Origin of the sequence: Curtobacterium sp. MCBA15_016 (assembly GCF_001865105.1) — a bacterium.
GTDB lineage: Bacteria > Actinomycetota > Actinomycetes > Actinomycetales > Microbacteriaceae > Curtobacterium.
The window spans coordinates 19873-30409 of sequence record NZ_MJGR01000019.1 but is presented as its reverse complement, the minus strand read 5'-3'; the positions used below and the strand labels follow the sequence as shown (position 1 = coordinate 30409).

Below are 10537 nucleotides of genomic sequence, written 5' to 3'. Positions count from 1 at the left end.
TGGCACCGCGCCTCCCGTCGGTCTGTCGGTTGCGCCCGGCCGATCGGCGGTTGCGCCCGGGCGGTGGGTGTGACCGTCAGTCGCCGGTGCGGTCCGGGGTGTCGGCCCAGAGGTCCTCGCGGCCCTTCCGACGACCGATCGCCCGCCGTTCCTTCGGCGCCTTGGCCTGCTTGGGTTCCTTGGCCGGCTTCGGTTCCTTGGCCGACTTCGGTTCCAGCACGATCGGGAACTGCGCCGGGGGCAGCCCGAACCCCGTCCGCGAGGCCTGGATCACCTTCCGCCCGAGCGCGTGGTTCCCGAGGCCACCGACCGCCGCGCCGATCCCGAACGGGAGAGCTCGACCGACGATCGTCGTGCCCTGCCGCGCGGCGAAGCGCTTGATGAACTGGTCGCGCACCTGTCCGCCGATGCCGTTCACGACCTGCTTCGGGAGGGACGACGTCACCATCTCGCCCCAGAACGCGGTGCGGACCTGTCCACCGGCGATCTGGCCCGCGAGCTGGTTGATGAGCTGGGTGCCCGGCGAGCCGAGGATCATCGCCATCACGAGCATGCGGGCGCGCTCGGGGTCGTCGAGCGCGATGCCGTGCACCTCGGTCACGGACTGCGCGAACAGGGCCGTGGTCTCGAGGAAACCGACGGTCTCGGCGCCGCTCAACCCGAGGGCAGCCGCCATGCCGACGCCCGGGATCACCGCGCTCGCGCCGACGGCTGCACCGCCCGTGGTCACCGCCGCGAGGTACTGCCGCTCGAGGATCTGGATGATCTCGGCCGGGGACGAGTCGGGGTGCCGACGGCGGAGTGCCCGCACGTGGGCCACCACGACGGGGCGTTGCACGCTCAGCACCCGGTCCAGCATCTTCACCCAGCCGGCCGGCTGGGTCTGCTCGGGGGTGCGCGCGTTCGGGTCGGTGGGGGTGGAGGCCACAGGCGCTGCCGGCAAGGGCACGATCGCCTGGTCCTTCTGCTCTCGGGCCATGGGGACGACGGTACGCCGGGCGCATGGGAGGCTCGTCGGATGACCCCTGCACACGCACTCGATGCAGCACGGCGCGCTGCCGGATTCCTGACGCCGGACGAGGTCGCGGCACTGGCGCCGAACGTGCTCGTCCTGGACCCGGCGTCCGTGCTGGTCGGTCGTTCGGTGGTCATCGAGCCGGGCGTCGTGGTGTACCCGGGTGCCGTCCTCGAGAGCCGGGGGACCGGGGTGGTCGTCGTCCGCGCGGGGGCGCGGTTGGGGCCGGGGCCGGTGACGGTCCTCGCCGACGGGGCGCGCGTCGAGATCGGTCGGGCGGAGCTCGGGCCCGGTCCGGTCACGGTCGTCGCGGTCGGTGCGGCCTCGTCCGGTTCCGGGAGTGCCGACGTGGAGATCGGCGCGGATGCGCGGCTGTCCGGCGGCTGTCTCGTCGAGGGACCGGCGACGATCGGGGCCGGTGCGCAGGTGATCGGGATGGTCTCCGTCCGTGACGTCGTCCTCGGCGCCGGGGCCGACCGCCACGACCCGGACCCGGACCGGCGCGGCGCGGTGGTCAAAGGTACGGGGCGGATCCACGGCGTCCGACTCGGAGCGGGCGACGTGGTCGTCGGCCGTGCCACGGTCTCCGGTGTCGAGCGCCAGCGGGCCCACCACCCGGACGCTCCGCGGTTCACCGGCACGTGATCCCCGCCCGTCGCAGCTTCGCCCGGACCCGCTCGGGATCCATCAGGTCCGCCCAGGTCAGCCGGACGACGGCGCGGACCTCGGGGAAGGAGCGCACGAAGTCCTCGCGCTGCTTCTCCTGCCAGTGGGCGTCGGCGGTGGTGGAGCCGCCCAGCATCGCCGGCTCCTCGTACTTCCCTCGGCCGTCCACCTCGACCACCACGCCGGCCTCCGGGAACCAGAAGTCGACGATCGCCGTGCGTTCCCCGGGCCGTCGGAAGGTGTGCTGCTGCACGGGCTGCGGGACGCCGAGCTGCCGGAACCGGACCCGGCACACCGACTCCGCCGGGGACCCCGACAGCCCCGACCCCATCCCGATCGCGACCGCCGCCTTCGTCCGCCCCTTGCGCAGCGAACCCGCCGCGCGCTCGAGCTCCGTCGCGGTCGCGAGGCCGCGGCCGAGCACGTGGTCGATGACGGGGAGCGAGTGGATCAGCGGTCGTGACGCCGCCAGGTCCACCGCCGTCCGTGCCGCATCGGTCGCGGCGATCTCGTCCGCGCGGGTATGACCCAACGGCGGTCGGTGTTCGGAACCGTGTCGGACGAACCACGCCGTGACCCGGGTGTCCGGGGAGGTCGGATCGCACACGTGCACCTTCGGTGGCCACGGCCCCACGAACGGCAGTCCGAGCACGGCGCACGCAGACTCGTGCGAGACCAGGTCGCTCGGGCGTGCGCGGTGGATCGAGGCCCGCACGAGCACGTGGTGCCGATGCTCGGGCAGGAGATCGTCCAGCGCACCCTGCTGCACGAGCACGCCGGGCCGGATCCGGACCAGCTGCCCACGGAGGACGGCTCGTTCGAGGTGCCGCCGTTCCGCACTCGGGAGCCCGGTCGTACGGATGATCTCGATGTCGTCTGCTCTGCTCACCGCCCCAGGGTCGCGCCCGCGTCGGTCCCCGGGCGTCCGTGCCGCCGGATCCGTGGACACCTCCGGTCATCGAGCAGCTTGTGGAGGACCGAGGGTGATCCGTGCGTGTACATCGACCGACAAGACACTCGTCGATCGTCGGGCGTGATGTCGCTTCATGCACGTGCATCTCATGCGTGTGCAGGTTCCGACGAAGCACGCGTCGATCAACTCGCGCGATGTCGAAACACGCGCGGAACCCGGCCAGCGCTCAGCGCGCGGCGAGCTCCGCGCGCAGCGGCAGGTCCTGCTCCTCGAGGATGAGCTGCGCCCCGACCGACGTCCGGGCGTTCACGACGATCGGCGCGAGCAGGTTCACCGTGGTCCCGCCGTCCGCGCCGCCCGGGTTCGCGACGACGAGCAGCATCGCGTCCTCGGGCGCGGTCAGCCCGAGCCCGGCCGCCTGCTCGTCCGTGAGCTCCGGCGCGTACGACGGCAGGTGCACCGCGGCGTCGAGCACGAACAAGCGCGAGGAACCCCCGACGAGGGTGAACAGGCCTTCGGCGCCGTCCACGGGCGTCAGCGTGAAGACGGGGGCGGGCGCCAGGCCGAACGGCGGGACGGCGAAGGTCAGGTCGATGCTCATCGGAGGTAGTCCATCAGGGTCGGCTGCAGGACCTTCGCGGTGACGGCGAGGGCTGCCTGGTAGTTGGTCTGCTGCACCTGCAGGTCGAGGACGGCCTTCGCGAGGTCCTTGTCCTCGATGCCGGCGCGACGGTTCTCGAGCGACACGGTCGCGCTCTTCAGGGAGTCCTGCGCGGAGAGAGCCGCGGCGTGCCGGACGCCCACGTCGGCCTGGATGCCGCGCACGGTGCTGATCGCGGCGTCGACGTCGTTGATGCGGGGGTTCACGTTCACGCCGTTCTGCAGGTCGCCGACGATCGAGTCGATCATGGCGAAGACGGACGAGTTCCCCGAGCCGAACACCGCGGTGCCGGCGGTGTCGACCCGCACGGTGGTGCCGTCGCCGATGCGTCGGGTGACGTCGGTGCCGGAGGACGCCCACCCGGTCGCCGGGTCGTACGCGGTGGCGGCGGTGGACGATCCGGCGAACACGGATCGCGTGCCGTAGGTCGTGTTCGCCCGGGACTCGAGCTCGGACTTGAGGGACTGGAACTGCGTGATGAACGCGTCGCGGTCGGTGTCGCTCATGGTGCCGCTGTTCGCCGCCTGGACGGTGAGGTCCCGCACGTTGTTGAGCACGGAGTACACGCTCGACAGGGCGCTGTCGGTCGTGGCGAGCCAGCCGGCCGCGTCGTTCGCGTTGCGCGTGTACTGCGCGGCGGCCGCCTGCTCCTTGCGCACCTGCATCGACGAGGCGGTCCCGACGGGGTCGTCGGACGGCCGCTGGATGTTCTTCAGCGTCGTCGCCTGGTCGGTGAGCTGCGCGAGCTTCGCGGCGCCGGCCTGCAGCCTGGCGCTCGCGGCCGTCATCGACATCTGGGTGGTCACACGGGTGATCACGGTCAGCCCCTCCCGACGAGTCCGACGCGGTTGATGATGGTGTCGAGCATCTCGTCGACGGCGGTCAGGACCCGCGCGGCGCCCTGGTACGCGTGCTGGTAGCTCAGCAGGTTGACGTTCTCCTCGTCGAGGTCCACACCGGCACTCGACTGCTGCTGCGTGCGCGCGTTCGTCAGCGCGAGTCCGGTGAGCGTCGATTCCGACGCGGCGGACCTGGAGGCGCTGCCCACCCCCGCCACGAACGTCGCCCAGGAGCGGTCGGCACCGTCGGAGGCCGCGCCGAGTCGCGAGAGCGCGTCGGTGAACGAGTCGTCGAGTTCCCCCGCCGCGTTCCGCGTCGCCAGGCCGCTGCCGTCGGTCGGGACGACCGAGAGGCCCTGGGCCGCCGGGACGCCGGCCGCGAGGGAGAAGAACGGAGTCCCGGTGGCACCGGTCGGTGTCGTCCCCGTGGCGTGCACGGCGTTGACCGCGCTGGCGAGCTTCGTCGCGACCTGGTCGTACGACGCGGACGCCTCGGCGAGTGCTCCGCCGGTGCCGTTCGCCGTCGCGGGGGCGAGCAGTGAGAGGTTCCCGCCGATCGAGCCGCCGGACAGGGCGACCGCGCCGGCCGTGCCCGAGGTCCAGGTGAGGGTGACCGCAGCGCCGTCGGCCATGCGCTGCCCGCCGCCGAGCGCCACGGAGCGGGCATCGGTGCCCTGCACGATGGCGTTGCCGCCGATGAGCACGTCGACGGTGCCGTCGGTGTTCTGTCGGACCGTGCCGCCGGCCAGCGAGGCGATCTGCTGGGTCAGCTGGTCGCGCTGGTCCAGCAGCTCGTTCGCGTTCCCGCCGGACGCCAGCGCGGTGCGGATCCGACCGTTCAGGTCGGCGACCTGCGACGCGGCGTCGTTGAGCTGCTGCACCTGGCCGTCGACGGTGCCGCGGACGCTCGTCCACTGTGCGTCGACCGCCTTCGAGCCGCTGGCGAGTGCGCTGGCGACGGTCTTCGCGGCGCCGATGACGGCGCTGGCGGCACCGGGGTCGTCCGGGTGGCTGGAGAGCTCGCTCCACGAGGACCAGAACGCGTCGAGCTTGCTGGCGAGCCCGTCGTCACCGGGTTCGTTCAGCCCGTTCTCGAGCGCGGCGAGTGCGGTGGCGCGGGCGTCGGCGTAGGCCGAGGAGCCGGAGGCCACCCGCACGCCGGCGTCGAGCGTGAGGGACGCCAGGCGGGCGATGCCGTCGACGGAGACGCCCTGGCCCGCGAGTGCTGCGGTCCCGCGCATGAACCCGGTCTGGGCGGCGGGGATCGAGGACTGCGAGACGCGCTGGCGGGTGTACCCGGCGGTGCCGGCGTTGGCGATGTTCTGCCCGGTGACGTCGATGCCGGCGCGGGCCGCGGCGAGGCCGGAGTAGGCGGTGGCGAGGGAGCCGAAGGTGCTGACCACGGTACTACAGGGTCCCCTCGAAGAGTCGTGCGCCGTCCGTGCCCGTACCCGAGGTACCACTGGCGTCGTACGTGGCGGCACCGGTGACGGACCCGGCGAGCGTCTCCTCGGTCGCCTGCGCGGCGGCTCGGAGGAAGCGGTCGTTCTCGTCGCGGAGCGCCCCGATCTGCGTGGTGAGCTCCACCATCGCGGTGAGGTGGGCGGCGAGGATCTCGCCCCAGGGGCCGTTCGGCGCAGCGGCGACGACCTCGCGCAGGGGAGCGTCAGCGGCGACGCCCCACTCCTCGGCGACCTCGGCGCTCGACGCGGCGCGCTCGAGACCGGTGCTGCGGAGACGCTCGAGGACCTGCTCGACCTCGCGGCTGGCGTGCGAGACCCAGCGGGAGCGACCGGCCGCGAGGAGCAGCTGTTCCTCCTCGAGCTTGAAGGTGAGCAGCTCGAGCAGTTCGCGTTCGCGCCAGAGCACGGCGGACAGTTCGTTCACACTCATCAGCTCCTCCCGGTGGGGTGTGTCGGTCATCCTGCGGACACCGGGACCTATCGGGTCGCGGGTGCCGGGCGTAAGCACCGACCGGGTGACCGCGCCTGCCGGACACGACCCGCGCCTCCAGGGAATCACCCACATCGGGGGACAAGAACGCGCGTTCCCAGGCCGGGGTCCCCCCAAATGCCGACCGGGATAACGCCCGCTCACCCCCGCTTTGGGGACGGTTGTGCACCTACTCAGGGCTTTGCCAGCCGATACATTCGAAGCGCACCGCGGGGGACACCCCGCACCGCGTCGCAGGGACGCACGGTGCACCACCCGGAGGGACCCGGGTGGGTCTTCGGCGTACGCACCGGCCATCCGAGGCCGGCGTCTGCCGCGCCCACGGACGGGTCAGGCATGTCAGGCGACCAGGGGATCAGCATGGACCGGAACGACCGCAACGCGATGATCGTGGAGCACCTCCCGCTCGTGGGCTACATCGTCGCCGACGTGCGGGCGCGTGCCACGCACCTCGACCGTGACGACCTCGCCGCCGTCGGGTCGCTGGCCCTCGTCGCCGCGGCCGAGTCCTTCGACCCCGACCTCGGCGTCCCCTTCGGCGCGTACGCCCGCACCCGCATCACCGGCGCGATCGCCGACGACATGCGCTCCGCCGACTGGGCGTCCCGCGGCACCCGGAAGCGGATCCGCGAGACCCTCGCCACGCAGGAGGCGCTGTCGGCCCGGCTCGGGCGGAGCGTCGGCGTGCAGGAGATCGCGGACGCGATGGGCGTCGACCGCCAGACCGCCGCCGACGCCATGAGCGACGCGGCCCGCACCGTCTCGCCGATCGACGAGACCGTGCACGACACCCTCGCCGCGGACCTGCCGCTGCCGGGTGAGGACCTGCTCGAAGCGGAGAAGCGCCGCTACCTCCGTGCCGCCGTCGAGGCGCTGCCGGAGCGGATGCGCTTCGTGGTCGAGAACGTGTACTTCGGCGACCGGTCGGTGACCGAGGTCGCCGCCGAGCTCGGGATCACCCACTCCGCCGTGTCGCAGCAGCGCTCCGAGGCGATGCGCCTGCTCCGCGACGGACTCGCCGCGCACTACGGGGACGACGGCGTCACCGTGGAGCCGGCCTCGAAGACCACCGCCGCGCGCCGCAGTGCGTACCTGGCACGGGTCGCCGCGAACGCCGCAGCCGGCGTGGCGCGGGCCGTGCAGGACGCCACGACGGTCACGACCGCCCCCGTCGTCGCGGTGAGCTAGCCCTCGGCGGTCTCGTCGCACGACGAATTCCGCCGATTCCCTAACGGCTCCGGCCAACCGGTCGAGAGTCACCCCTGTCAGCCCACGGACGGGCAGACGTACGACCCAGATTTCACGGAGGAAACCACCATGGGTATGTCCATCAACACCAACCTCTCGGCACTCAACACGTACCGGAACCTGAACTCGACGCAGAACGACCTGTCGAAGTCCCTCGAGAAGCTCTCGTCGGGTCTCCGCATCAACCGTGCTGCCGACGACGCGGCCGGTCTGTCGATCTCCGAGGGGCTGAAGTCCCAGGTCGGTGGCCTCACGGTCGCCGCCCGCAACGCACAGGACGGCATCTCCGTCGTGCAGACCGCTGAAGGTGGCCTCACCGAGACCCACTCGATCCTCCAGCGCATGCGTGACCTCGCCGTGCAGGCCGGCAACGACTCGAACAACGCGGACTCCCGCACGGCGATCTCCACCGAGGTCGGCGAGCTGTCCAAGGAGCTCACCCGCATCTCCCAGTCGACCAACTTCAACGGCATCAACCTGCTCGACGGCTCCGCCGGCACCGCAGGCGTCCTGAAGTTCCAGGTCGGCGCCAACGGCGACGCGGCGAGCCAGATCGACGTCGACCTGTCGGGCGCGAACGTCTCGACCGTGGCGACCGCCGTCACCGGTCTCGACTTCACGACCGCCACCGGTGCGCAGACCGCGATCACCACAATCGACGCGCAGATCAAGAGCGTGTCGACGGCACGTTCGAACATCGGTGCCATCCAGAACCGCTTCGACCACGCCATCAACGTGACGAACGTGGCCAAGGAGAACCTCACCGCTGCCGGTTCGCGCATCACCGACGTCGACATGGCGGAGGAGATGGTCAAGTACACGCGCGACAACATCCTCAGCCAGGCCGGCACCTCGATGCTCGCGCAGGCGAACCAGAGCACGCAGGGTGTGCTCTCGCTCCTGCGCTAGCAGCGCTGACGCCGTCGTCCGGGATCGTTCAGGTACCCCGGGCGGCGGCGTCGCCCGCACCCTTTCCCCTCGTAGCGGCAGGAGCCATCGATGTCGTCCGTGTCATCGGCGAGCAGTCTCGCGATCGACGGTCTCGTCAGCGGTCTCAAGACCACCGACCTCATCAACTCGCTGATGAGCGTCGAGGGGGTCCCGCAGACGCTCCTCAAGAACAAGCTCACCAGCACCAACTCGTTCATCTCGTCACTGCAGACGATCAACGGGCTCGTGCAGACCCTCGCGACGAAGGCGAAGGACGCGGCGAAGGCGACCTCGCTCGACCTCTTCACGGCCACGAGTTCGTCGCCGGGCGTCACCGCGGTCACCGGGGCGAACGCCAGCGCCGGGTCGCTGAGCTTCACGGTCGGGTCCACCGCGTCGGCGCAGGTCGGCGTCACCGCGGCGATGGCGACGTGGTCCTCCGCAGCCGAGCCGATCACGCTCGTCGGCGCCGACGGCACGAAGACGACCGTCACACCGGCCTCCGGGTCCCTCGACGACACCGTGTCCGCGATCAACAAGTCGGGCGCCGGTGTCACGGCGACGCGGGTCGCCGCCGGGACCGACGCCGACGGCACGAAGCTCTACCGCCTGCAGCTCACCTCGGCGAAGACCGGGGCGGCCGGCGCGTTCGAGGTGTACCGCGGCACGGCCGACGAGGTCACCGCCGGCACCGCGACGAACGTCCTCACCCAGGTCGGTGCCGCGGTCGTCACGCAGGCGAAGGACGCCAGCGTGACCCTGTGGGCCGGTACCGCGGCGGCGCAGACGGTGACGAGCACGACGAACACGTTCACCGACCTCGTCCCCGGGGTCAGCGTCACGGTGACGCAGCCCACCACCGACCCGGTGACGCTGACCATCGCGCAGGACACCACGAAGGCGCAGACCGTCGCGTCCGGCCTCGTCGACGCGATGAACGCCGTGGCCGCGTACTACAGCTCGAACACCGCCGTCACGAGCACGACCAGCCCGACGACCGGCACCACCACGACGACGGCCGGCGTGCTCTCGGGCGACGGCACCACGCGTGACGTCGTCCAGCGGCTCGCGAGCACGATGTCCGCGCCGGTGGGCGGGAAGTCCCCGTCGTCGATCGGGATCTCGATCACGAAGGACGGCGACTTCACCTTCGACGCCGACGTCTTCCAGAAGGCCCTCGCGACCGATCCGGAGGGCACGCAGGCGATGCTCTCGGGCGTCGCGGCGAACGTCGGCGCCGCTGCCACCGCGGCCTCCGACAAGTACGACGGGTCCATCACCACCGCGATCACCGGACAGCAGGCCGTCGCGAAGGACCTCAACACCCAGATCGACAGCTGGACCGACCGGCTCACCTCGCGTCGCGCAGCGTTGCAGACGATGTACGCGAGCCTCGAGACTAGCCTGAGCAAGCTCCAGTCCCAGTCCAGCTGGCTGGCGAGCCAGCTGGCGTCGACGACGAGCTGACAGGAACACCGATGAACGCCTTCGACCTCCAGTCCGCCGCCTTCCGACAGGCCGCGCAGCCCCGCACCGTCACGGACCAGCGCCGTGCCCAGTACACGAACGAAGCCGTGCTCTCGGCGACGCCGGCGCAGCTCGTCACGATGCTCTACGACCGGCTGCTCCTCGACCTGCACCGCGCCGAGGCCGCACAGACGACCGCCGACTGGGACGCGGCCCGCGAGCAGCTCCTGCACGCGCAGGCCATCGTCGGCGAGCTGTCCTCGACGCTGAAGATCGACGTGTGGGACGGCGGCGAGGGACTGCTGGCGATCTACAACTACGCGTCGACGTCGCTCATCACCGCGAACGTGCACCGGGACGTCCAGGCAACCCGCGACTGCATCCGGATCCTCGAGCCGCTGCGGCAGTCGTGGCACGAGGCCGCCGCGTCGATCCCGGCGGCGACCGCCGTGCAGCACCCGACCGGCGGGGCACTCGGTGTCGCCTGACGCGGAACGCCGTGCCGCGTGGGAGGCCGTGCTCGAGGCGCTCGAAGCCGACCTGACGGCGGGCGGCGACGTGCGGTGGTCCGAGCCGACCGGGCTGGGGCCGGTGCCGCGGGAGCTGGTGGGGCGTGCCTCCCGGCTGCTCGCCGCGCAGCGGGACCGGATCGCTGCGCTCGAGGGGGACCGTCGGGCGACGCTCGACCACCTCGGGGCGCTCCGGGCGGTGGACGCGACGCGGGAGCCGCGCGGTTCGGTGTACCTCGACGCGTCCGCCTGACGCGGGGCCGGGCGCGGGCGGCGGCGCGGGCGGCGGCCGCGCGGATGCGTGTGCATCGTGCGACGAAGCACGCGTCGATCGAC

General features: G+C 71.8%; 12 protein-coding genes. 6 read left to right on the top strand and 6 right to left on the bottom strand.

Translation table 11 applies throughout. The annotated features are described in order from the left end of the window. Positions 1 to 76: 76 nt before the first annotated feature. Positions 77 to 979, bottom strand: coding sequence for a hypothetical protein (locus BIV03_RS08645; RefSeq protein ID WP_175475777.1), 903 nt, complete (start codon positions 977 to 979; stop codon positions 77 to 79). 39 nt (positions 980 to 1018) lie between these two features. On the opposite strand from BIV03_RS08645, the gene BIV03_RS08640 reads away from it, so the two are divergent. Further along, positions 1019 to 1660 (top strand): hypothetical protein, encoded by a 642-nt coding sequence (locus BIV03_RS08640; protein ID WP_071295378.1) that lies wholly within the window; start codon positions 1019 to 1021, stop codon positions 1658 to 1660. Here the strand turns inward: BIV03_RS08640 and BIV03_RS08635 are convergent. The 5 genes from BIV03_RS08635 to BIV03_RS08615 all read right to left on the bottom strand — a co-directional run bounded on the left by BIV03_RS08635 (position 1647) and on the right by BIV03_RS08615 (position 5987). After that, the gene (locus BIV03_RS08635) at positions 1647 to 2570 is read right to left on the bottom strand and encodes a hypothetical protein (RefSeq protein ID WP_071295377.1); all 924 of its coding nucleotides are present in this window, start codon (positions 2568 to 2570) and stop codon (positions 1647 to 1649) included. The genes BIV03_RS08640 and BIV03_RS08635 overlap by 14 nt on opposite strands. 250 nt (positions 2571 to 2820) lie before the next feature. Next, entirely contained in the window at positions 2821 to 3195 is a 375-nt protein-coding gene (gene fliW / locus BIV03_RS08630; RefSeq protein ID WP_071295376.1) for a flagellar assembly protein FliW, read from the bottom strand. Then, positions 3192 to 4073 (bottom strand): flagellar hook-associated protein FlgL, encoded by an 882-nt coding sequence (gene flgL, locus BIV03_RS08625; RefSeq protein ID WP_070418825.1) that lies wholly within the window; start codon positions 4071 to 4073, stop codon positions 3192 to 3194. The genes fliW and flgL overlap by 4 nt, the downstream gene beginning before the upstream one ends. Positions 4074 to 4075: 2 nt before the next feature. After that, positions 4076 to 5497: a flagellar hook-associated protein FlgK gene (gene flgK, locus BIV03_RS08620; protein ID WP_071295375.1), complete on the bottom strand. Its 1422-nt coding sequence runs from the start codon at positions 5495 to 5497 to the stop codon at positions 4076 to 4078. Between the two features lie 4 nt (positions 5498 to 5501). After that, the gene (locus BIV03_RS08615; protein WP_070419569.1) at positions 5502 to 5987 is read right to left on the bottom strand and encodes a flagellar protein FlgN; all 486 of its coding nucleotides are present in this window, start codon (positions 5985 to 5987) and stop codon (positions 5502 to 5504) included. A 396-nt stretch (positions 5988 to 6383) separates the two neighbouring features. Between BIV03_RS08615 and BIV03_RS08610 the strand changes: the two genes are divergently transcribed. The 5 genes from BIV03_RS08610 (at position 6384) to BIV03_RS08590 (ending at position 10454) form a co-directional block, all read left to right on the top strand. Then, positions 6384 to 7235: a sigma-70 family RNA polymerase sigma factor gene (locus tag BIV03_RS08610; RefSeq protein WP_254790815.1), complete on the top strand. Its 852-nt coding sequence runs from the start codon at positions 6384 to 6386 to the stop codon at positions 7233 to 7235. Between the two features lie 129 nt (positions 7236 to 7364). Then, positions 7365 to 8204, top strand: coding sequence for a flagellin (locus BIV03_RS08605; protein WP_071295373.1), 840 nt, complete (start codon positions 7365 to 7367; stop codon positions 8202 to 8204). 90 nt (positions 8205 to 8294) lie between these two features. Beyond that, entirely contained in the window at positions 8295 to 9692 is a 1398-nt protein-coding gene (gene fliD, locus BIV03_RS08600) for a flagellar filament capping protein FliD (protein ID WP_071295372.1), read from the top strand. 11 nt (positions 9693 to 9703) lie between these two features. Then, positions 9704 to 10180, top strand: a complete 477-nt coding sequence (gene fliS, locus BIV03_RS08595) for a flagellar export chaperone FliS (RefSeq protein WP_083295338.1) — start codon at positions 9704 to 9706, stop codon at positions 10178 to 10180. Next, complete coding sequence (locus BIV03_RS08590) at positions 10170 to 10454, top strand: hypothetical protein (protein ID WP_071295371.1); 285 nt, start codon at positions 10170 to 10172, stop codon at positions 10452 to 10454. Before fliS ends, BIV03_RS08590 begins: the two co-directional genes overlap by 11 nt. The last annotated feature ends 83 nt before the right edge of the window (positions 10455 to 10537 follow it).